Origin of the sequence: Candidatus Microbacterium phytovorans, assembly GCA_029202445.1 — a bacterium.
Classification (GTDB): Bacteria; Actinomycetota; Actinomycetes; order Actinomycetales; family Microbacteriaceae; genus Microbacterium; species Microbacterium phytovorans.
The window spans coordinates 781957-803553 of sequence record CP119321.1; the positions used below are offsets into that span (position 1 = coordinate 781957).

The window sequence follows — 21597 nt, forward strand, 5'->3', positions numbered from 1 at the left end:
GCCTCAGCAGCCGCCGTCAGGATTGTCCGCGCACCACTGACGCCACTGATCGACGGCTTTGAGGTGTTCGCTGTACGTCTCGGTGAACACCGTCTCGCCCGTCTCGAGATTGACCGTCACGAAGTAGAGCCATGGACCGTCGGCGGGCTCCATGGCGGCCTTGATCGCGGTGTCGCCGGGATTGGCGATCGGACCGATCGGCAGCCCTTCGTGAACGTAGGTGTTCCAGGGATTGTCGTCCTCGAGGGCTTCGGCGGTGGAGCTCACCGTGCCGTCGTGCATCTCGCCGTAGCCGTACTGCGCCGTCGAATCCATCTGGAGCTTGCCGAACGTCTCGTCGTTGGACGGGTCGAGGCGGTTCTGGATGACGCGAGACACCTTGTAGAAGTCGTCCTCGTAGCGCGCTTCGCGCTCGATGATGGACGCGATCGTGAGGATCTCCTCCCGGCGATCCTTCGGCACACCGGCGGCGTCCAACGAGGTGATGGTGCGGTCGACCAGCGTCTGCACGACGTCTGTCGCCGTGGCGCCGGGATCAAAGGTGTAGGTCGCGGGGAAGAGCCAGCCTTCGAGGCTGTCGGCCGCCACGCCGTACTCCGAGGGGTCGGCTACGGCCGATTGGAAGTCCTTGAGGGCGATGCCTGTCCCGTCGGCGAGGATCGGGAGCGACTGCTCCACGGTGAGACCTTCGCGCAGCTGAGCCGTGTTCTCGAGCTTGTTGGCCGGATCCTCCAGCGCGGCCAGCGCCGCTTCGGAGGTCATCTCGTACTGCAGCCGGTACGCGCCTGGGTGGAAGGTCGCGGCGGATGCGGTGGAGATGAGGTAGTCGTAGAAGGCGCCGGAGGTCTTCGTGACGCCCGCGTCGTACAACGTCGTCGAGATCGACGAGCCGGTGTCCCCTTCGACGATCGTCACGACGACCTCGCCGTTGGCCATGCCGGCCTCGAAGTCCTTGGGTTCTTCCCAGCCGAGGAACGCGCGGATCTTGTCTTCGTACGTCGTCCACACATAGGTGCCGCCGACCGCGAGACCGCCGATGATCGCCAGCACGACGCCGACGATCACCCAGCCGGCGATCCGGCTCTTGCGCCGGTCACGGTCGTGTCGCTTCTTCGGGTCGTCGGCTTCGTGGACGGCCTCCGCGCCGAACAACGCGTCGATCGAGCCCGGAGTCCGTCGAGGGCCGGGAGGAAGGGTGTCCGACGCGGCCGCGGCGGCCGGGGCGTGGACGGGCGCGGGCTCGTGCGTCGCGGCAGTCCGGGGGGCACTGACGGGACTCGTCTCGACGGCCGGAGTGACCCGCGTCTCGCCGGATGCCGTCGCCGCCTCCCTCGCCGCGCGACGACTCGTCGGCGCGGGCGTCGACGCGCTCGAATCCGAGGACGTGGCCGAGGCGGCACGGTTCGGGGGCGACGGCAGCCTGCCGAACAGGTCGGCGAACTGATCGTCGGACGACGGGGTGTCGGGCATCAGACGGGCTCCGGGGGATCATGGAGAGCGCCGGCCGGGATGCCGGTGCTCTTCTCGACGTCGATCGCCTGCTGGAGGAGGACGACCGCCGCTACTTGGTCGACAAGCTTACGAGACGAACGCTGGGATCTTCCGGAATCGCGCAGCGCCGCATGCGCGGACACCGTGCTCAAGCGCTCGTCGACCAGGCGGACGGGGAGTCCGGATGCCGCGGCGAGCTGCCCAGCGACGAGCCTCGCGTCGGCCGTCGAGGCCGTCTCGCCCCCGCTCAAGCTGATGGGAAGACCCACCAGGAGCTCGAACGCGTCGTACTCGCTGGCGAGTTCGACGATCCGGCGTGTGGTGCCGTCGTCGCGTGGGACGGTCTCGACCGGAACGGCGAGCAGACCGTCACGATCGCACCGTGCCACACCGACGCGCGCCTTCCCGACATCGATGCCGAGCCGGACGCCGCGTCGGAACCCCGTCACGCGCCCGCGTTCTCCAGTCGGGCGACGATGTCGCCGAGCGCGGCCGGAAGTGCCGTGGCATCCGTCCCGCCGCCCTGTGCGACGTCGTCGCGGCCGCCGCCGCCACCGCCCAGGATGCTCGCCGCACCCTTCGCGAGGGCGCCGGCCTTCGCGCCGGCCTGCCGTGCGGCGTCGTTGGTAGCCACGATGACGATCGGCCGGTCGCCGACCGTCGCCCCGAGCGCGACCACCGCGGCATCCGAACCGAGGCGATCGCGCACCTGCAGTGCAAGGGTGCGCACGTCGTCCGCGGATGCCACGGTGCCGAGCGACTGTGCGACGACGCGCTGGGCACCGGAGCGCTGAGCCGATTCGATCAGTGCCGGGATCCGCTCCCCCAGCGCCTTCGCCTCGAACTGCGCGATCTTCTTCTCGGCGGCCTTGAGGTTGGCTTGTAGCTCTGCGATCCGCGCGGGCAGCTGGTCGCGCGGTGCCTTCAGATGCGCGGTGAGCTGGGAGACGAGCGCACGCTCTGCGGCCAGCTCGCGGAACGCGTCGAGGCCCACGAGCGCCTCCACGCGTCTGTTGGAGGCGCCGACCGACGACTCGCCGACGAGGCTGATGAGGCCGACTTCGGCGCTGCGTCCGACGTGCGTGCCGGCACAGAGCTCACGCGACCACGGCCCTCCGATGTCGACCATCCGCACGGTGTCGCCGTACTTCTCGCCGAACAGGGCCATCGCCCCGAGCGACTTCGCCTCATCCAACGCCAGCACGCGCGTCGTCACTTCGAGGTTGTCGCGCACCGCGTTGTTGGCGATCTCCTCGATCTCGCTCTTCGTCGCGTCCGACAGTGCTTGGCCCCACGTGAAGTCGAAGCGCATGTACCCGGCGCGGTTGAGGGAGCCTGCCTGCGTCGCGGTCTTCCCCAGGGTGTCCCGGAGGGCAGCGTGCACGAGGTGTGTCGCAGAGTGGGCCTGCTGGGCGGCGCGGCGGTTCACGGCGTCGACGACCGACGTCGCGGGCTGGCCGACGCCGACTTCGCCCGACGTCACCTCGACCGTGTGACTGACGAGGCCGGGAACCGGCTTCTGGACGTCGAGCACCTCGAGTTCGAACCCGGGGCCCACGATGACGCCCTTGTCGGCGACCTGACCACCCGACTCGGCGTACAACGCCGTCTCAGCGAGGATGACTTCGGCGATCTGCCCCTGCGAGGCGCGCGACGCGGGAACACCGTCGACGAGGAGGCCCAGCACCGTCGATTCGGTCTCCAGGTCGGAGTATCCGGTGAACACCGTCTCCCCCTGCGCCCGCAGGTCGCGGTACACGCTCGTATCCGCGAGAGCGCGCTTGCGGGAGCGCGCGTCTGCCTTCGCCCGGGTGCGCTGTTCCTGCATGAGGGTGTCGAACGCGTCGCGATCGACCGTGAGACCCGCTTCCTCGACGATCTCCATCGTGAGGTCGATCGGGAAGCCGTAGGTGTCGTGCAGGAGGAACGCCTCGCTGCCGCTGAGCTGCGCACCGCCGTCGCGACGCGTTCGCGCGACGGATTCGTCGAGCAGTTCGGAGCCCGCTGCGAGGGTGCGCAGGAAGGTCGCCTCCTCCGCGAGGGCGTACTGGGACAGACGCTCGTAGTCCGCCTCGACGACCGGGTAGGCCTCCTTCATCGCGTCGCGGGACGCGGCGAAGAGCTCGGCGAACGTCGGTCCGTCGACGCCGAGCAGCCGCATCGCGCGAATGGCGCGACGCATGAGGCGTCGGAGGATGTAGCCGCGCCCCTCGTTGGAGGGAGTGACACCGTCGGACAGCAGCATGAGGGACGATCGCACGTGGTCGGCGATCACGCGGAATCGCACGTCGTCGTCGTGATTCGCGCCGTAGGTCTTGCCGGAGAGTGCGACGGCCCGGTCGAGCACAGGGCGGACCTGGTCGGTCTCGTACATGTTGTCGACGCCCTGCTTGAGGAAGGCGATGCGCTCGAGACCCATCCCGGTGTCGACGTTCTTCGCGGGGAGCTCACCGACGATCGTGAAGTCGTACTTGGAGCGGACATCGGCGATCTCGTACTGCATGAAGACGAGGTTCCAGATCTCCACGTAGCGGTCGTCGTCGGTGGCCGGTCCGCCGTCGATGCCGTAGGCCGGACCGCGGTCGAAGAAGATCTCCGAGCAGGGCCCGGCGGGTCCGGGAAGTCCCGTGGTCCAGTAGTTGGTGTCCTTGCCCAGGCGCTGGATGCGCTCCTCGGGAAGGTCGGTGAGTCGGAGCCAGAGGGTGTGTGCCTCGTCGTCTTCCTCGTAGACCGTCACCCAGAGGTCTTTCGCGTCGAAGCCGAGGCCGCCGTCTGCCTCGGGCGTCGTCAGGAGCTCCCAGGCGTAGCGGATCGCGCCTTCCTTGAAGTAGTCGCCGAACGACCAGTTGCCGAGCATCTGGAAGAACGTGCCGTGGCGCGGCGTCTTGCCGACCTCTTCGATGTCGTTGGTGCGGATGCACTTCTGGTTGTCGGCGGCGCGCGGATACGGTGCCGGCACATCGCCGCTCAGATACGGGATGAACGGGACCATGCCGGCGATCGTGAACAGCAGCGCGGGATCGTCTGTCACGAGCGAAGCGGACGGAACGATCGTGTGGCCGTTCTTCTCGAAGTAATCGAGGTAGCGCTGGGCGATCTCAGCGGTCTTCATGGGGTGTCCTCGGCAATGCAGGGGCGCGCACCCGGTGTGAAACCGGGCTCGTCGATCGGTCGTTCGGTCAGTCGGAGACGCGGGCGGCGCCGTCTTCGGCGGCGTCGGCGACCGCGTGGGCCGCGTCGGAGACGGCATCCCGTGCGGAGTCGATGGCGCTGGATGCCGCGGTCTTGGCGTCGGCGACGAGCCCTTCGATCTTGGCCTCCTGTGCGCGGTACGCGTCGCCGATGCGATCGGTGAACTCCGAGATGCGGGCGTCGACCTCGGCCAGAACCTCGTGACCGCGCGGGTCCTTGTTGACCAGGTGGGCCGCGACGAAGCCGCCGGCGATGCCCAGCACGAACCACAGCGCGTTCTTCATGGGTTCCATGTTAGGCGCAAACGGCCGAGGGGCGTCGGGGTGGTGACCCCGACGCCCCTCGGCGTTCGTGTGCTGGTGCGACGCTTCGCTCAGCGAGCGGCGTAGTACTCGACGACGAGCTGGACGTCACCGGTCACGGGCACCTCTGCGCGCTTCGGGCGACGCACGAGACGCGCCTGCAGCTTGTCGAGCTCGACCTCGAGGTAGGCCGGAACGGGCGGCAGGACCTCGGCGTGACCGCCGGCGGCCGCGACCTGGAAGGGCTCGAGGCCCTCGCTCTTGGCCTTGACGTGGATGAGCTGTCCCGGCTTCACGCGGAACGACGGGCGGTCGACGAGCTGGCCGTCGACGAGGATGTGGCGGTGCACGACGAGCTGACGGGCCTGCGCCGTGGTGCGGGCGAAGCCCGAGCGCACGACGAGCGCGTCGAGGCGCATCTCGAGCAGCTCGACGAGGTTCTCACCGGTCAGGCCGTCCTGGCGACGAGCCTCGTTGAACGTGTTGCGCATCTGCTTCTCGCGGATGCCGTACTGCTCGCGCAGACGCTGCTTCTCGCGGAGACGGACGGCGTAGTCGCTGTCAGCCTTGCGCTTGGTGCGACCGTGCTCACCGGGAGCGTAGGGACGCTTCTCGAGGTAGCGGGCGGCCTTCGGGGTCAGCGCGACGCCGAGCGCGCGCGACAGGCGGACCTTGCGGCGGTCCTGGGACTTCGTAGCCACGAAGTGTTCCTTCCTGACGTGGCCGTGCATTTCACGACTCACGGACGTATCCCCCGCTCTTCGCCCATCCTGGACTGCACGCCGGGGCACGCCAGGAGGTCTTGGTCAGAAGAGGGAGATGCCCGAAAACTCGGTTTCGAGCCGGTCAAGTCTATCAGAGCGCCCCGGAGCTTCGTCCGCGTCGTCGCGCGGGGCGCGCCGTGAGCCTCACGCGGGCAGCAGATCGAGCGCGCCGGGCGGATAGAAGACGTGCTTCCCCGAGCGAACCGCCTCCAGCCGGTACCATCCCACGGTCGTATCGCTGTCGCGGACCGGCTCGTGGGCGTCACGAGGCATTGCGGCCAGACGCTCCGAGTCGACGCTGAAGACGTGGACGATTTCGTGCCCGCGGGCGCCGTGCGCGTCGAAGACGTTCTCCGTCACCCCGAGCAGGCGCGCTTCGCGCACATCTGCGTCGAGCTCCTCCGCGAACTCGCGGCGGAGCGCCGTGTGCACCGATTCTCCGAACTCGATCCCTCCTCCCGGCGCGCGCAGGAATCCGTCGTGACGACCGTTCGCGGCATACTCCTCCGCCAGCAGCCACCCGTCGACCACGACGAGCCCCACGACGATGGCACGTACGCGGTGCGGCGCACCGAGCTGCTCCGCGTACGCGGACAGAGAGGCGCGGTAATCGGACAGCGTCGGCAGGAGCGCGCCGACCGCCGTGCGAAGCGCCGCCGCCGGCTTCCCGTCGTCGAAGAGCGCCAACGAGAGGAACGCCTGCGCGGCGCGCGACAGGGGGTCCTCGCCGCGCAGATCCTGCAGGAGCGCGATCGCACCTGAGGGATCCCCCACCACGCGCAGCGAGCTCGCGAGTTGGATGATCGCCCGCGTGCGCTCGGGTTCCTCCAGTCCGCGATCGAGGGCCGCGCGATAGAGCGGGATGGCGCCCCGCTCGTCGCCGGCGGCATCGCGCTGGGAGGCGCTGTCGAAGAGATCGCGGGCGGAGGTGGGGTCAGTCATGGGGTCAGCAACTCCTTCACCCGCTCCTGCAGCGGCTGCAGAGCGGAGTCCACGGCGGCTCGGGCGAAGGCGTGAAGGCCCCGCAGGGCGGCACCGGCATCGCTGAGCTCTCCCGAAAGCAGGTGGTCCAGGAGGTCTGTCGCTGCGATCGTGCGCACCCGACCGGTCTCCTCCGCGCCCCACGACGGATCGCTGACGCGTCGGCATCCTCCGGCGATGAGGATGTTCTTGCGGCGTCGAGAGTTCGCGGCCGCCCATTCCGCGCCCGCGTGGTGGACGACGCCGGCCTCGTAGCCCGTCTCCTCCCGGAGTTCGCGCGCGCCGGCGGTGACCACGTCCTCGCCCGGATCGATGAGTCCGCCGGGAAGCTCGCCGAGCACTGACTCCGGGCCGACACGGTACTGATCGAACAGGACGACGCGATCGTCATCCGTGAAGGCGACGACGGACACGGTGTCGCCGATGAGCAGCACGTCCCAGCCGCTCTCCGACCCGTCGGGCAGCCGATACTGGTCGCGTCGGACGGCGATGTACCCCGTGTACATCGACTCGGAGCTGATCTTGGTCCAGGCCGAGCCGGGATCGCGGCCACCCTCGGACTCCTGGCCGGCACTCATTCGCCCAGGATCTTTCGGATCTTCTCCACCCGTGCGGCGATGTCGCGCTCCAAGCCGCGTCCTGTCGGCTCGTAGTACCGACGACCCACCAGTTCGTCAGGGAGGTATTGCTGTGTCGCGACGCCGACCTCGAGGTCGTGCGGATAGACATAACCCTTTCCATGGCCGAGCCGTTTCGCACCCGGGTAATGGGCGTCGCGCAGGTGCGGCGGTACGCGACCGAAGCCTCCCCGCCGCACGTCCGCGATGGCGGCGTCGATCGCCACGTAGGCCGCGTTCGACTTCGCGGTCGTGGCCAGGTACGCCGTCGCCTCGGCGAGGGGGATGCGCCCCTCGGGCATACCGATGAACGCGACCGCGTCCGCCGCGGCCACCGCGATCACGAGCGCCTGCGGGTCGGCCAGGCCGATGTCTTCCGAGGCGGAGATGACGAGGCGGCGTGCGATGAAGCGAGGGTCCTCCCCGGCCTCGATCATGCGCGCAAGGTAGTGCATCGCGGCGTCGACGTCGGAGCCACGGATGGACTTGATGAACGCGCTGATGACGTCGTAGTGCTCGTCGCCCTGCTTGTCATATCGCAGGAGCGCGCGATCGACCGCCTGCGCGACCTGCTCGGCGCTGATGACCGGCACCGCCTCGCCTGCGTCGCCGTCCAGGTCACCTTCGGCGCCCGCGTCGCCGGAGACCATGGATGCCGCGGCCTCCAGCGAAGTGAGAGCTCGGCGTGCGTCTCCGGAAGCGAGTTGGACGAGCGCGGCCCGGGCTTCCGGAGTGAGCTCCACCGCACCGGCAAGACCCCGCGCGTCGGAGACGGCACGGTCGATGAGGCGTCCGAGATCGTCGTCGGTCAGCGGCTGCAGCGTGAGCAGGAGCGACCGTGACAGCAGCGGTGAGATGACCGAGAAGGACGGATTCTCGGTCGTCGCGGCGATGAGGATGACCCAGCCGTTCTCGACGCCAGGGAGCAGCGCGTCCTGCTGCGCCTTCGTGAAACGGTGGATCTCGTCGAGGAACAGGATCGTGGACACGCCGTACAGATCACGCTGGTTCATCGCCTCCTGCATGACCTCGCGCACATCGCGGACTCCGGCGGTGACGGCGGACAGCTCCACGAAACGGCGGCCAGAGGTGCGCGCGATCGCCTGCGCGAGCGTCGTCTTGCCGGTGCCCGGCGGACCCCAGAGGATGACCGACACGGCTGACCGTGTCGGCGATCCGCCGTCGGCGAGGGCGACCAGCGGTGAACCCGGCCGCAGGAGGTGCCCCTGGCCCGCGACTTCGTCGAGAGACACCGGCCGCATGCGCACGGCGAGAGGTGTCTGCCCGGAGAAGAGCGCGGCGGGGGTGGTCACCCGTCCAGGCTAGCCGCGCCCGCCGACGCCGGCCGCGTTTGTCGCACCCGCGCGCGTGCCCGTAGGCTCGGGGAGGCCCGGGCGTCCGGGAATCGAGGAGGTCCCGTGGCTACCGGTGCGAGCAGGTCCGGCGCAGACAAGAAGAGCGCGCGTGCCGCGCGCGATCGAGCGCGGCTCTACCAGGCCCGCCAGGAGTTCCAGGACGGCCTGCAGCGCCGCCGCCGCCGCGACAACCTGATCGCGGGCGTGGCCGGCGGCGCGCTGATCCTCGCCGTCGTCGGAGGCCAGGTGGCCTACTACACCGTCGGTCCCGGGCAGCCCGCCCCGGCGCCGAGCTCGACCCCGAGTCCGAGCCCGACCACGGGCGCGCCGACACCGTCATCGACAGCGGATCCGACGCCCGCGTCGTCGACGTCGCCCTCTCCCACGCCCTGACCGCCGCCGTATAGGCTTGCAGCCGACCGAACCCCTAGGCGGCCTGTCTTCGTCGACAGGCCCCGCCGCGACGAGGTGCTACCCGTGACTTCCGTTCCCGAAGAACCCACAACGACCGAGCCCACGGCCGAGGAGTCCCCTGTGGACCCGTCGGCGCAGGCACCCGCAGCCGATGAGTCGGCCGCGGAGCAGCCGACTCCCGAGGTGGGGGTCGCCGACGAGCCGGCCGCCGAGAAGCCGGCTGAGCAGCCGGCCGCAGAGGTGTCGGCTGAGGAACCGGCCGCCGACCAATCGGCGACGCACGAGCCGGCCACGGAGGAGGACTCGCAGCCCGCTGCCTCTCCGGCGCCCATCCCCCGTCCCCGGCCGGGTGTTCCGCTGCCGCGCGCGCCGCGACCCGTGCCGACGGCGGTGGCTTCGGCGCCGCTCGCTCCCGCCCTCGCCGACAGCGCACCCAGCGGTGACTGGGGTCGTGTCGAAGACGACGGCACGGTTTCCGTCCGCGAGGGAGATGAGTGGCGCGTCGTCGGTCAGTATCCCGACGGCACCCCCGCCGAGGCGCTCGCGTACTTCGAGCGGAAGTTCACCGATCTCGCGAGCGAGGTCGCCTTGATCGAAGCGCGTCACCGTCGTGGCGGCGCGTCGGCATCCGACCTGCGCAGCACCCTCAAGACCGTTCGCGAGCGCGTCACAGGGGCGGCTGCTGTCGGCGACCTCGCGTCGCTCGAGGCGCGGCTCTCGGTGCTCGACTCGGCGCTCAGCGAAGCATCGGCCGAGGAGGCCGCGGCCCAGCGGGAGGCCGTCGACGCCGCCATCGCGGAGCGCACGGCGCTCGTCGAGCAGATCGAGGGGATCGCCGCGCGCGACCCTCGTTCGATTCAGTGGAAGCAGACGTCCGCGGAAGTCACCGAACTGTTCGAGAAGTGGCAGGCTCACCAGGCCACCGGTCCCCGGCTCCCGAAGAACGTCGGACAGCAGCTGTGGAAGCGATTCCGCGACGCTCGCGCGGTGTTCGATCGTCACCGCCGCGAGTTCTACGCGAGCCTCGACGAGACGCACAAGTCGGCCCGCGACGCGAAGGCTGCCCTCGTCGAGCGCGCGGAGGCGCTGGCATCCCGCGGAGAGGACGGCATCACCGCCTACCGGGGGCTCCTCGACCAGTGGAAGTCGGCGGGACGCGCCGGCAAGAAGGCCGACGATGCGCTGTGGGCGCGGTTCAAGGCTGCGGGCGACGCCCTGTATGGAGCGCGCGCCGAGCGCGAGCACGCCGACGCTGAGGCTTCCAAGGAGAAGATCGAGGCGAAGCGGGCGCTCCTGGCCGAAGCCGCCGCCGTGCCGAAGGAGAAGGACACCGCGAAGGCACGTGCACTCCTCACCGGCATCCAGCGTCGCTGGGACGACATCGGCCGCGTTTTCCCCCGGGAGGCCGAGCGCGGACTCGACGACGACCTGCGCAAGATCGAGCAGGGTCTCAAGGCGCGGGAAGACGCCGACTGGAAGAGCAACAACCCCGAGACGAAGGCGCGTCAGAACGACATGACGCAGCAGCTCCACGACGCCATCGCGAAGCTCGAAGACGAGGTCGAAGCCGCCAAGAAGACGAAGGACAAGGCGAAGATCGCGAAGGCCGAGGAAGCGCTGGCTGCGCGAAAGGCGTGGCTCTCCGCTCTCGGGGGCTGAGCACTCCTCCCCTGCCGTGGTCGCGGCGGACTGTCCACAGATGACCATCTGCCGTCGCACGACGCGCCCGACTCGGGCAGAGTGCGGGGATGCCATGGCCTTTCCTCTACTTCCCCGACGGCCCGCTTTCCTCCGCCGAGCTGGGTGCTGCTCGTCTTGACGGTGACCTCGTCGAGGTCGGCGAGGCCTTCATGCCGGCCGATGCGGTCGAGACGGCGGAGCTCCGGGCCGGTTCGCTCGGGCGCGTCGTCGGAGCGCGGTGGGCGCTCACGCATGAGTCGGCGGGCTGGGTGCACGGGGCGTTTCCGGAGCCGCCCGCGGTTCACTGCGTGCAGCGGTGTGTCGCCACCCGCTCGCAGACCGTGCTCGACGGGCGCCTGCGCTATCGCGACGTCAGGATCCCCGTGGGGGACGTGCAATGGGTCGGCGGCGTTGCCGTGTCCACCGTCGTGCGCACCTTCGTCGACCTGCTGCGCGACCGGGTTCTCGACCAGGGCGACTCCGACCGCACCGTGCGTTCGATGCTCGAGTGGCGACCAGGCCTTGCCGCCGAGGGACTCCTGTGGCTCGAGCAGGCGGGCCCCGTGCACCACAAGCGAGCTGCGCAGGAGTACCTGCGCGCGGCCGTCAGGAAGACGTGACGCGGTACACGTCGTAGACGGCGTCGATTCGCCGCACGGCGTTCAGCACGCGGTCGAGGTGGACGATGTCGCCCATCTCGAAGACGTACCGGCTGAGCGCCAGCCGGTCGTTGTTGGTCTGCACGGATGCCGAAAGGATGTTGACGTGATGCTCGCTGAGCACCCGGGTGATGTCGCTGAGAAGACCCGACCGGTCGAGGGCTTCGACCTGGATGTGGACGAGGAAGACGCTCTTCGTCGTCGGCGCCCATGAGACATCGATCATGCGGTCGGGATCGTCCTTCAACGACTTCACGTTCGTGCAGTCGCTCCGGTGAACCGACACCCCGCTCCCGCGGGTGACGAAGCCGACGATCTCGTCGCCGGGGACCGGCGTACAGCACTTGGCGAGCTTGACGAGGATGTCCGGCGCGCCGCGCACGAGCACGCCGGAGTCACCGCCGCGGGGCGCCTTGGATCGTCCGACCACCGGGAGGTCGATGGGTCCTGTGCTGGTGTCCTCCTGTGCGCTGACGAGCGATGTGACCTTCTCGATCACGGACTGCGTGGATACGTGACCTTCGCCCACGGCCGCGTATAGGGCCGTGACGTCCTCGTAGCGCAGCTGATGGGCCACCTCGGTGAAGGAGTCCTGACTCATCAGCCGTTGCAGCGGCAGGTTCTGTCGACGCATCGCGCGGGCGATGGCATCCTTGCCCTGATCGACGGCCTCTTCACGGCGTTCCTTGGTGAACCAGCCGCGGATCTTGCTGCGGGCGCGCGTGGACTTGACGAAGCCCAGCCAATCCTGACTCGGGCCGGCGTCGGGATTCTTCGACGTGAAGACCTCGACGACGTCGCCGGAGTGCAGCTCGGACTCCAGCGGCACGAGGCGGCCGTTGACCTTGGCCCCCATCGTGCGGTGTCCGACTTCGGTGTGCACGGCGTACGCGAAGTCGACGGGAGTGCCTCCCGCGGGAAGGCCGATGACGCGACCCTTGGGCGTGAAGACGTAGACCTCTTTCGCACCGATCTCGAACCTCAGCGAGTCGAGGAACTCACCGGGGTCGGCGGTCTCGGCCTGCCAGTCCGAGATGTGGGCGAGCCACGCCATGTCGGTGTCGACCGACTTCTCGTCGGTCTTGCCCCCGCTCATCCGCTCCTTGTACTTCCAGTGGGCGGCCACGCCGTACTCGGCCTGCTGGTGCATCTCGTTGGTGCGGATCTGAATCTCGACCGTGCGTCCGCCGGGGCCGATGACCGTCGTGTGGAGAGACTGGTAGAGGTTGAACTTCGGGGTGGCGATGTAGTCCTTGAAACGGCCGGGCAGTGGCGTCCAGCGCGCGTGGATCGCCCCCAGGACCGCGTAGCAGTCGCGGACCGTGTTGACGAGCACGCGGATGCCGATGAGATCGTAGATGTCGTCGAACTCGCGGCCGCGCACGACCATCTTCTGGTACACCGAGTACAGCTGCTTGGGGCGCCCCATGATCCGCCCGCGGATGCGGAGATCGCGCAGATCTGCTTCCACCGCGTCGATCACGTTCTGGACGTACTGCTCCCGCTGCGGTGTGCGCTGCTTCACCAGGCTGTCGATCTCGACGTACAGCTTCGGGTGGAGCACGGCGAACGAGAGGTCTTCCAGCTCGCTCTTGATCGCTTGGATGCCGAGACGATGCGCGAGCGGCGCATAGATCTCGAGCGTCTCGGTCGCCTTCTTCGCTGCCTTCTCGGGCGGCACGAAGCCCCAGGTGCGGGCGTTGTGGAGACGGTCGGCGAGTTTGATCAGGAGCACGCGGATGTCTTTCGACATCGCGACGATCATCTTGCGGACGGTCTCGGATTGGGCGGCGTCGCCGTACTTGACCTTGTCCAGCTTGGTGACACCGTCGACGAGCATCGCGACTTCGTCACCGAACTCGGTGCGCAACTGATCGAGCCCGTACTCGGTGTCCTCGACGGTGTCGTGCAAGAGGGCGGCCGCGATCGCCCTCGGTCCCAATCCCAGATCCGCGAGGATCTGCGCGACGGCGAGCGGATGCGTGATGTAAGGCTCGCCGCTCTGACGCTTCTGCGCGGCGTGCGCTCGAGCCGCGACGTGGTAGGCACGCTCGATGATGGCGACATCACCCTTGGGATGATGCGTGCGCACCGTCCGGATGAGCTGCTCGACTCCGTTGCGCGACGGAGCTCGGGAGAACAGACGAGGAACGAGGCGACGCAGCGAACTCGGCGGCGGGTTCTGGGCCGCGGACGGCACGGTTTCGGTCATCAGGTCACCTCCGCCGTGTCAGAACCCGTCAATCCTACGCCCGCTGCTCTCCCGTTCAGGCCGTCGCCAGAGCCTTCTCGCGTGCGGCGAGGATGCGCGCATCGCGAGCCTGGATGTCCGCCTCGTTCTCCCGCATGAGCGAGAAGAGCGGGGCGGCCACGAACAGCGTCGAGTAGGCCGCCACGATCGTTCCGACGAAAATCGACAGCGAGATGTCGGTGAGGGTCTGAGCACCGAGCCACAGGGCGCCGATGAAGAGGATCGCACCGGTCGGGAGCGCCGCGACCACCGTCGTGTTGATCGACCTGATCAGCGTCTGATTCACCGCGAGGTTGACGGACTCTCCGAATGTGCGTCCGGACTTCTCACCGTCCTCGTGGGTGTTCTCACGGATCTTGTCGAAGACGACGGTCGTGTCGTAGAGCGAATACGACAGGATCGTCAGGAAGCCGATGACGGCCGCGGGCGAGATCTCGAATCCGAAGACCGCGTACACACCGACGGTGATGACGAGCACGTCGACGAGGCCGATGATGGCTGCGACGGACATCTTCCACGTGCGGAAGTAAATCGCGAGGATCATGAAGGTCAGCGCGAGGAAGATCGCCAGACCCCACAGGGACTGCCGGGTGACGTCCTGGCCCCAGCTGGGTCCGATGAACGACGAGCTCACGCTGTCCAGATCCACGCCGTAGATCTCCGCGAGAGCGGCGGTGACCGCACGCGTGTCGGGGTCGGTCATCTGGTCGGTCTGAACGCGCACCGCGTCGTCGCCGATCGTCGTGACCTTCGTCGCGGCACCGGGGACGACCGACTGCACGGCTTCCGTCGCGAGCGTCTGGTCGGGAGAGGCCACGTCGTTGACGGTGAACTGCGAGCCGCCGGTGAACTCGATGGAGAACTGCACGGGTCGGAACACGGGCACGAGCGCCGCGCCGATCACGAGCACCGCGGCGATGATGAACCAGAGGCGGCGCCGCCCGACGAACGGGAAGGACGTCTTGCCGGTGTAGAGGTCGTTACCGAGCTCGTTCATGGAGCGCATCAGTCGTCTCCCTCCGTCGTCGAGCGGCTATCGCTGCTCTGCTGGGCGAGCTTTCGTTCCGCGATGGTCTGTCGGCGTTCGGCCTCACCGCGCGACTTGGACGCCCGGCGCTGGGCGGCACTGCGTCCGCCCGCGTCGACGGGAGCCCGGAACTGCGCACGGCCGCGATAGACGGCGCCGAGCGCCTCGGGGTCGAGACCGGAGAGCGGGTGTCCTCCCCCGAAGAACCGGGTGCGCGCGAGCAGCTGCAGCACCGGATGCGTGAAGAGGATGAAGATGCCGATGTCGATCAGCGTCGTGAGCCCGAGCGTGAACGCGAAGCCCTTCACGGTGGCGTCGGCCAGGATGTACAGCACGACGGCGGCGAGGATGTTGATCGACTTGGAGATGTAGATCGTGCGCTTCGCGCGACCCCAACCGTCTTCGACGGCGCTCGTGATCGACTTCCCGTCGCGGAGCTCGTCTCTGATGCGTTCGAAGTACACGATGAACGAGTCGGCCGTGAAGCCGATCGTCACGATCAGTCCCGCGACGCCCGCCAGCGACAGACGGAAGCCCATGCGCCAGGCCAGGATGCACAGCGTGATGTAGGTGAGAACACCCATGACGACGAGTGAAGCGATAATGACGAAGCCGAGCGCTCGATAGACCACGAGCGAGTAGATCGCGACCAGGAGGAGTCCGATGAGCCCGGCGATGAGACCGATCTGCAGCTGCTGCGAGCCGAGCGTCGCCGAGATCGAGTTGGAGCTCTGCACCTCGAAGCTGAGTGGGAGAGCCCCGTACTTCAGCTGGTCGGCGAGGACCTTCGATGTCTCCTGCGTGAAGTTGCCGGTGATCTGCGGCTTGCCGTCGAGGATGACGGCGTTCATCGACGGTGCGGAGAGCACCGACCCGTCGAGGACGAAGGCGAACTGGTTCAGCGGAGCAGTGGCGCCGTAGAGCCGCTGGCTGATCTTGCCGAAGGTCTCCGTGCCCTCCCCGTCGAAGACGATGTTGACGGCCCACTGGTTGTTCTGCGTGTTCAGGCCGTTCGATGCGTCCGAGATCGACGAACCATCCAGTTCCACGGGTCCGAGGATGTACTTCGCAGAGCCGTCGTCCTGACACGTGATGAGCGGCTGATCTGCCGGTTCGGTTGCCGGCGAGTTGTCGGGGTTGGTGCAGTCGTACGCGAGGAATTCGGCGTAGAGAGCGTCGGTGATCCAGCTCGGGTCGCTGCCGTTGCTGGGCTCGGCCGTGGGGGTCGCGTTGAGGGTCGGGTCGGGGCTCGGGTACGGCGTCTCGTTCCCATCGTCGCCGACGTAGGACGTCGCCGGTGTGCCCGTGTAGAGCACCGCTCGCAGCTGGAGCTGTGCGGATGCCTCGATCCGGTTGCGCGTCTCCTCGTCGGCCTGACCGGGCACCTGCACGACGATCTGGTTTCCGGCCTGCGTCGTGATGTCGGCTTCGCCGACCCCCGACGCGTCGACGCGCTGACGGATGATCGACGCAGCCTGGTCCATCTGCTCCGTCGACGGCGGATTGCCGTCGGGAGTGGTGGCCTGAAGGATGATCTGGGTGCCGCCCTGCAGGTCGAGCGCGAGCTCGGGGGCCCAGGAGCTGCCGGGGTTGCCCTCGGAGTCCGTGAAGACGTAGACACCGAGAGCGTTGATCCCGAACAGGAGCGCCGTGAGCACCAGCAGTCCGGTCAGGGCGCGCCAGGCATGGCGAACAGGGGTGGGAGCGGCCACGGAGAGTCCTTCTTGAGAACGACGGAAGCGGTGTCAGGCCCGGGGCTTGTCGTCGGCGTCGGGGGTGACGTCCGAGTCCGTAGCCGCAACCGGGTCGGCCTCGACGGCATCCGTCTCGGCCTCGACGTACTCGTCTTCGGTGACGGGCTCGTCGTCCTCGACGACGCGAATGATCGCCTGGCTGTGCACCTCGATCTCGACACCCGGCGCGAGCGCGATGATGGCGGGGCGTGAGAGGTCGTCGGCGTCGAACGACACGAGCGTGCCGTAGAGGCCGCCCTGCAGAAGCACCTTGACTCCCGGGACCATGGCCCGCTGCTTGCTCTCCTGCTCTGCCTTCATCCGCGCGGAGCGGCGACGCGAGCTCCAGAACATGAACACGATGAGAGCCAGCAGGAGGAGGAGCATTCCGTACTGGGCGAAGAACGAGGAGACCGGGTCCATCTGGGGCGCGTCCTGCGACGTTGCGAAGATCATGGAGTAAGGGCGCCTTTCACGACGGGCATGCCGCGCGAAGCGGCCAACAAGGGATCTGGCGAGAGCCTTCAGTGATTATAGGTCATCGAATCTCAGCGCCTCGTCGGCACGAGGAACGCGCAGGTGCGCGTAGGCCTCGGGAGTGGCGACGCGCCCGCGGGGTGTGCGCCCGAGGAACCCGATGCGCACGAGATAGGGCTCCACGACCGATTCGATGGTCTCGGACTCCTCGCCCACCGTCACCGCGAGGGTGTTGAGCCCCACCGGTCCGCCGCGGAAGCGCCGGATCACGGCGTCGAGCACAGCACGGTCGAGACGATCGAGACCGATGGCGTCGACGTCGTAGAGCTCCAGGGCCGCGGCGACGTCGGCCTCCGTCGCGGCGTTGCGCCCCGGCCCGCCGTGGACGATGACGTAATCGCGCACGCGTCGGAGCAGGCGGTTGGCGATGCGAGGCGTTCCGCGCGAACGCCGCGCGATTTCGGCGCGAGCCGCCGCGGGGACGTCGACTCCGAGCATTCCCGCGGAACGGGCGATCACGAGCTCGAGTTCCGCGGGCTCGTAGTACTCCAGGTGTGCGGTGAATCCGAAGCGGTCGCGCAGAGGGTTGGGAAGGAGGCCCGAACGCGTCGTCGCCCCCACGAGCGTGAACGGTGCGAGATCGAGGGGGATGCTGGTGGCCCCGGCGCCCTTCCCGACCATGATGTCGATCCGGAAGTCCTCCATCGCGAGATACAGCATCTCCTCGGCGGACCGAGCCATGCGGTGGACTTCGTCGATGAAGAGAACCTCTCCGGGGACGAGGCTCGAGAGCAGCGCCGCCAGGTCTCCCGCGTGCTGAATCGCCGGTCCGCTCGACATGCGCAGGGGTCGTTCGCTCTCATGGGCGACGATCATGGCCAGCGTCGTCTTGCCGAGACCGGGAGGGCCGGACAGAAGTATGTGGTCTGGCGGCCGCTGCTGAATGCGGGCGGCGTCGAGGAGGAGCTGGAGTTGCCCGCGAACCTTCTGCTGGCCGACGAACTCGGCCAGCGACGTCGGGCGCAGCGCGCCTTCGACCGCTAGTTCACTCTCGTCTTCGACGAAGGCCGGGTCGCGCTGTTCAGCCACGTGGGTGCTCCGCACGTGCGGGACCGAGGTGCGCGAGGGCGAGCTTGAGCAGCGCCGGCACAGATGCCGTCTCGTCCGACTCTGCGAGGACGGTCGAGACCGCGTCCGTGGACACGCGCTCGTTCCACCCCAGGGCGACGAGCGCGGCCACCACCTGGTTGCTGAGCGCAGGTGCGGACGTGCCGGCGATCCCCGTGGCGGTTGCGGCAACGGCGTGCAGCTTCCCCGCCAGTTGGACCACGATGAGCTTCGCCGTCTTCGGCCCGATGCCCGATACGCGGCGGAAGGGCGCGTCGTCTTCGGCGGCGACTGCCGTCGCGATCTGCGCCACCGTGAGGGAGGAGAGCACTCCGAGTGCCGACTTGGGACCCACGCCCGAGACGGAGAGGAGCTGGCCGAAGACCACGAGCTCTTCGCGCTCCCGGAATCCGTAGAGCGAGAGCGCGTCTTCGCGGACGATCAGCGTCGTGTGGATGACGATCTCATCGCCCACGTGGAACTCGCGGGCCAGTTGCGGGGTGACGGCGACGGCGAAACCCACTCCGCCCACGTCGATCACGACGCTCTCGGCGTCGAGGTGCAGCACGCGGCCACGCAGCGATGAGATCATGCGGCGAGCCTACGATGCGGTTCGGACATTTGTTCGAGCGACACGCGGCGGCGGTGCTCAGCGGCGCGCGAGGCGCTCGGCATCCGCCCACGCTCGCTGAGCGGGGGTCAGTGCGTCGGACCCGCGGTCCGCACCGGGCGTGCCGCGCCGCCACGCGTGGCACAGGGCGATGGCGAGCGCGTCGGCGGCGTCGGCGGGCTGCGGGAGAGCATCGAGACGGAGCACGCGCGCGACCATGGTCTGTACCTGGCGCTTGTCGGCAGAGCCGTAGCCGGTGATCGCCGCCTTCACCTCGGATGGGGTGTGCGTCGCCGCCGGGAGCCCTCGCTCCCCCGCGATCAGCAGCGCGATGCCGCTGGCCTGAGCGGTGCCCATGACGGTCTGGCGGTTCTGCTGCGCGAAGACACGCTCGACCGCGATGACGTGCGGAGCGTGATCGTCGACGACGGCACGGAGCCCTGCGGCGATGACGGCGAGGCGCTCGTGAATGGGCGCGTCGGGTTCGCTGCGCACGACGCCCACGTGCACGAGCGAGGCGGAGCGGTCCGCTCTCACGTCGACGACGCCGACGCCGCACCTCGTGAGTCCGGGGTCGATGCCGAGGACGCGCAGGACGGATGCCATCCCCTCACGCTACGCGGCCTGTCTGCGCTCAGTCGTCAGGCACGCGGTGAGACGATGCCCGGTGAGTTCACTCGTCGTTCTCGAGCTCCGCCTGAACGTCTGCGGGCAGATCGAAGTTGCTGAAGACGTTCTGCACGTCGTCGCTGTCTTCGAGCGCGTCGATGAGGCGGAAGATCTTGCGCGCCGTGTCCGCGTCGATCTCGACTTTCAGCGAGGGCACGAACTCCACGTCGGCAGATTCGTAATCCAGCCCCGCCTCCTGGATGGCACTGCGCACCGACACCAGGTCCGACGGGTCGGTGATGACCTCGAACCCCTGCGCGTGCGGCTCGATCTCCTCCGCGCCGGCCTCCAGAGCCGCGAGCATGACATTGTCCTCGCTCACGCCTTCACCGGAGACGACCAGCACGCCCTTGCGGTGGAAGTTGTAGGCGACGGAGCCGGGGTCTGCGAGGGTGCCGCCGTTGCGCGACAGGGCCGTACGCACCTCGGCGGCGGCGCGGTTCTTGTTGTCCGTGAGACATTCGATCATGAGCGCGACGCCGTTCGGCCCGTACGCCTCGTAGATGATCGTCGTGTACTCGACCGACTCGCCGCCGATTCCCGCACCGCGTTTGATGGCGCGGTCGATGTTGTCGTTCGGGACCGAGGTCTTCTTCGCCTTCTGTACGGCGTCGTACAGCGTGGGGTTGCCTGCGAGGTCGGCACCGCCGAGCTTGGCGGCGACTTCGATGTTCTTGATGAGTTTGGCGAACGACTTGGCACGACGCGCGTCGATGACGGCCTTCTTGTGCTTGGTCGTCGCCCACTTGGAGTGGCCGGACATGGCGTCCAGTCTATGGGGATGCCGTGGTGCCCCGCGCCGCCGCGGCCCGTCGCAGCGGCCCGTTGTATCAGACCGTGCACGGGAGGACACTTCCTGGCATGGACGACCGTGAACGCGCCTTGGCGGTGGCACATCGTGCCGCGATCGATTTCCTGGAGTCGTTGGACGATCGGCCCGTCTGGCCGCGCGCAACGCTGGAAGAGATGCACGACGTGTTCGGCGGACCGCTCGGCGAGGTCGGCCTCGACCCGGCACAGGTGATCGCGGAGTTGGCCACCGGTGCCGACCCGGGTCTGGTCGCGATCCCCGGCGGACGCTTCTTCGGCTTCGTCATCGGGGGCACCCTCCCGGCGGCACTCGCGGCGGACTGGCTGGTGTCGGCGTGGGACCAGAACGCCGGCTCGAGCACCATGACGACGGCTGCCGTGGCGCTCGAACGCGTCGCCGGCGAGTGGATGTGCGACTTGTTCGGGCTGCCCACGGGCGCAGCCGTCGGGTTCGTGACGGGGGCGCAGGTCTCCAACTTCGTCTGTCTCGCCACGGCGCAGCATGCTGTGCTGCGCCGTATCGGGTGGGACGTGACGGCATCCGGTCTGCGGGGTGCTCCGCCGGTGCGACTGATCGTCGGCGCCGATCGCCACGGCTCGATTGATCGCGCCGCCCGGTTCTGCGGGATCGGAGCCGACGAGTTGATCGTCGTGTCGTCCGACGACGCCGGGCGCATGCGACCGGACGCGCTGGCCGCAGCGCTCGATGAAGCGGACCCGGGCGCCGCCACGATCGTCTGCCTGCAGGCGGGTGAGGTGCACACGGGAGCTTTCGACCCGTTCGAGGAGCTGATTCCGCTGGCTCGGGCACGCGACGCGTGGGTGCACGTCGATGGCGCGTTCGGGCTGTGGGCGTCGGCTTCGCCGCGCCTCGCCCATCTGACGGCGGGCGCGGGTGACGCCGACTCGTGGACCACCGACGCCCACAAGACCCTCAACGTTCCGTACGACTGCGGCATGGCGATCATCCGCGATCCGGCCGACGCGATCGCCATGTTCCGCACCGGTGGCGACTACCTCGTGTACGCGAGTCTCGACCCGTGGGACGTCGGTCCGGAGCTCTCTCGCCGGGGCCGCGGGATTCCCGCGTGGGCGGCACTGCGGAGCCTCGGCCGCCGCGGCGTGGCCGACCTCGTGGATCGGCTCCACGGGAATGCGGAGCGCTTCGCCGCGGGAGTCGCCGAAATCGAGGGGGTCGAGCTGGCGGCACCGGTCGATTACACGCAGGTCATGTTCCATCTCGCCGACGACGACGCGACGCGAGCACTGGGATCGGCGATTCTGGCGGACGGCACGGCGGTGCTCACGGGTGCCCAGTGGCGGGGGCGGGCCACGCTGCGCTGCTCGATGTCGTCGTGGGCGACGACCGACGACGACATCGATCGGACCGTCGCGACCATCCGACGGCTGGTCGACCGTCCGGCCGAATGATCCGCGACGTGCGGCCCGGCTGATCCG

At 68.7% G+C, this 21597-nt stretch carries 20 protein-coding genes; 4 read left to right on the forward strand and 16 right to left on the reverse strand.

The genetic code is table 11. The annotated features are described in order from the left end of the window. Nucleotides 1–3: 3 nt before the first annotated feature. The 8 genes from mltG to P0Y48_03765 all read right to left on the reverse strand — a co-directional run bounded on the left by mltG (nt 4) and on the right by P0Y48_03765 (nt 8660). On the reverse strand, nt 4–1470 hold the full coding sequence (gene mltG / locus P0Y48_03730) for an endolytic transglycosylase MltG (GenBank protein ID WEK14332.1): 1467 nt from the start codon (nt 1468–1470) through the stop codon (nt 4–6). Continuing rightward, nucleotides 1470–1940: a Holliday junction resolvase RuvX gene (gene ruvX / locus P0Y48_03735; GenBank protein ID WEK14333.1), complete on the reverse strand. Its 471-nt coding sequence runs from the start codon at nt 1938–1940 to the stop codon at nt 1470–1472. The genes mltG and ruvX overlap by 1 nt, the downstream gene beginning before the upstream one ends. Further along, nucleotides 1937–4603 carry an alanine--tRNA ligase gene (alaS, locus tag P0Y48_03740; protein ID WEK14334.1) on the reverse strand — a complete coding sequence of 889 codons (2667 nt, stop codon included), beginning with the start codon at nt 4601–4603 and terminating at the stop codon, nt 1937–1939. The genes ruvX and alaS overlap by 4 nt, the downstream gene beginning before the upstream one ends. 67 nt (nt 4604–4670) lie before the next feature. Next, nucleotides 4671–4967: an ATPase gene (locus P0Y48_03745; protein WEK14335.1), complete on the reverse strand. Its 297-nt coding sequence runs from the start codon at nt 4965–4967 to the stop codon at nt 4671–4673. An 89-nt stretch (nt 4968–5056) separates the two neighbouring features. Then, the gene (gene rpsD / locus P0Y48_03750) at nt 5057–5686 is read right to left on the reverse strand and encodes a 30S ribosomal protein S4 (GenBank protein ID WEK14336.1); all 630 of its coding nucleotides are present in this window, start codon (nt 5684–5686) and stop codon (nt 5057–5059) included. A 207-nt stretch (nt 5687–5893) separates the two neighbouring features. Then, the gene (locus P0Y48_03755; protein WEK14337.1) at nt 5894–6691 is read right to left on the reverse strand and encodes a tetratricopeptide repeat protein; all 798 of its coding nucleotides are present in this window, start codon (nt 6689–6691) and stop codon (nt 5894–5896) included. Further along, complete coding sequence (locus tag P0Y48_03760; protein ID WEK14338.1) at nt 6688–7308, reverse strand: NUDIX hydrolase; 621 nt, start codon at nt 7306–7308, stop codon at nt 6688–6690. The genes P0Y48_03755 and P0Y48_03760 overlap by 4 nt, the downstream gene beginning before the upstream one ends. Beyond that, nucleotides 7305–8660, reverse strand: a complete 1356-nt coding sequence (locus P0Y48_03765; protein ID WEK14339.1) for a replication-associated recombination protein A — start codon at nt 8658–8660, stop codon at nt 7305–7307. Before P0Y48_03765 ends, P0Y48_03760 begins: the two co-directional genes overlap by 4 nt. Nucleotides 8661–8765: 105 nt before the next feature. Between P0Y48_03765 and P0Y48_03770 the strand changes: the two genes are divergently transcribed. The 3 genes from P0Y48_03770 to P0Y48_03780 all read left to right on the forward strand — a co-directional run bounded on the left by P0Y48_03770 (nt 8766) and on the right by P0Y48_03780 (nt 11416). Beyond that, entirely contained in the window at nt 8766–9095 is a 330-nt protein-coding gene (locus P0Y48_03770; GenBank protein ID WEK14340.1) for a dioxygenase, read from the forward strand. Between the two features lie 411 nt (nt 9096–9506). Further along, a complete protein-coding gene (locus tag P0Y48_03775) occupies nt 9507–10775 on the forward strand; it encodes a DUF349 domain-containing protein (GenBank protein ID WEK15001.1) in 1269 nt (422 codons plus the stop codon). Nucleotides 10776–10864: 89 nt separating this feature from the next. After that, nucleotides 10865–11416, forward strand: a complete 552-nt coding sequence (locus P0Y48_03780) for an SAM-dependent methyltransferase (protein ID WEK14341.1) — start codon at nt 10865–10867, stop codon at nt 11414–11416. On the opposite strand, the gene P0Y48_03785 is transcribed toward P0Y48_03780, so the two are convergent. From P0Y48_03785 to P0Y48_03820, 8 genes are all read right to left on the reverse strand, one after another. Further along, entirely contained in the window at nt 11403–13667 is a 2265-nt protein-coding gene (locus tag P0Y48_03785; protein ID WEK14342.1) for a bifunctional (p)ppGpp synthetase/guanosine-3',5'-bis(diphosphate) 3'-pyrophosphohydrolase, read from the reverse strand. The genes P0Y48_03780 and P0Y48_03785 overlap by 14 nt on opposite strands. Nucleotides 13668–13722: 55 nt before the next feature. Beyond that, the gene (gene secF, locus P0Y48_03790) at nt 13723–14712 is read right to left on the reverse strand and encodes a protein translocase subunit SecF (GenBank protein WEK14343.1); all 990 of its coding nucleotides are present in this window, start codon (nt 14710–14712) and stop codon (nt 13723–13725) included. Continuing rightward, a complete protein-coding gene (secD, locus tag P0Y48_03795) occupies nt 14712–16445 on the reverse strand; it encodes a protein translocase subunit SecD (GenBank protein WEK14344.1) in 1734 nt (577 codons plus the stop codon). Before secD ends, secF begins: the two co-directional genes overlap by 1 nt. A 33-nt stretch (nt 16446–16478) precedes the next feature. Beyond that, the gene (locus tag P0Y48_03800) at nt 16479–16922 is read right to left on the reverse strand and encodes a preprotein translocase subunit YajC (protein WEK14345.1); all 444 of its coding nucleotides are present in this window, start codon (nt 16920–16922) and stop codon (nt 16479–16481) included. Between the two features lie 75 nt (nt 16923–16997). Beyond that, nucleotides 16998–18032: a Holliday junction branch migration DNA helicase RuvB gene (gene ruvB / locus P0Y48_03805; GenBank protein WEK14346.1), complete on the reverse strand. Its 1035-nt coding sequence runs from the start codon at nt 18030–18032 to the stop codon at nt 16998–17000. Next, a complete protein-coding gene (ruvA, locus tag P0Y48_03810; protein WEK14347.1) occupies nt 18025–18642 on the reverse strand; it encodes a Holliday junction branch migration protein RuvA in 618 nt (205 codons plus the stop codon). The genes ruvB and ruvA overlap by 8 nt, the downstream gene beginning before the upstream one ends. A 57-nt stretch (nt 18643–18699) precedes the next feature. Further along, entirely contained in the window at nt 18700–19266 is a 567-nt protein-coding gene (ruvC, locus tag P0Y48_03815) for a crossover junction endodeoxyribonuclease RuvC (protein WEK14348.1), read from the reverse strand. 67 nt (nt 19267–19333) lie between these two features. Further along, nucleotides 19334–20092 (reverse strand): YebC/PmpR family DNA-binding transcriptional regulator, encoded by a 759-nt coding sequence (locus P0Y48_03820; GenBank protein WEK14349.1) that lies wholly within the window; start codon nt 20090–20092, stop codon nt 19334–19336. A 98-nt stretch (nt 20093–20190) separates the two neighbouring features. Here P0Y48_03820 and P0Y48_03825 point away from each other — a divergent pair, with 98 nt between their 5' ends. Continuing rightward, entirely contained in the window at nt 20191–21570 is a 1380-nt protein-coding gene (locus P0Y48_03825) for an aminotransferase class V-fold PLP-dependent enzyme (GenBank protein WEK14350.1), read from the forward strand. Nucleotides 21571–21597: the final 27 nt, after the last annotated feature.